This is a genomic window from Oleiphilus sp. HI0043 (assembly GCF_001634935.1).
On the sequence record NZ_LWEY01000334.1, the window covers coordinates 1 to 712 of the forward strand.

A 712-nucleotide genomic window follows, 5' to 3' on the forward strand; every position below is an offset into this window, starting at 1 on the left:
CTTGCCAGCTTCGCATACTGCACTAAAGATATTCACGCCCTTCTTGCGCAGCTCATTAATACAGTCCATCAAGACCAGGTTGTCATTGACGACAATACCGCTGACCGCCACCATACCTATGAATGACCAAAGCGTTAATTCCAGATTTAATAACATATGACCGAAAAGTGAGCCTAGAATTCCAAAAGGGATTGCAAACAAAACCAATAAGGGCTGACTGTAAGACGAGAATAAAACCGCCATCATCAAATACATTACGAAGATAGCGATTAGATAACCGTTAAACAGAATATCTAAAAACGCCACAATACTTTTTTGTTTACCTGCGGTTCCCCACTTCATATCTGGATATTGCGCGACTAGCGTGTCGAGGTAGTGTTCTTTAAGGTCCTTTTGAATATTGTAAACCGAGTTATGTTCTGTATTGACGTATGCGCTCACGGTCACCACTCGCTTGCGCTCATAGCGGCGAATATTATTCGGTGCCTGTCGGAAGTGAATATCAGCAATTATTGACAAGTCTATATAGCTGCCATCTGCTATCAAAATTGGCAGGTGCTCCAGGTACCACATCGAAGCTCGTTCTTCTTCAGGCAAGCCTAGCCAGACATCGACTTCATCATCTTGCGTTTGGATCGTTTGCACCACTTCACCCTGATACGCCCTATTGACTTGCCTGATAACCTGCTCAAGCGTTAGTCCAAGTGAAATA

Annotated in this window: 1 protein-coding gene; it reads right to left on the reverse strand. The window is 43.7% G+C overall.

Annotation, left to right across the window (positions count from 1 at the left end; translation table 11 throughout):
* On the reverse strand, positions 1 to 712 hold a 712-nt coding region (locus A3729_RS04500; RefSeq protein ID WP_197475561.1), incomplete at both ends, for an efflux RND transporter permease subunit.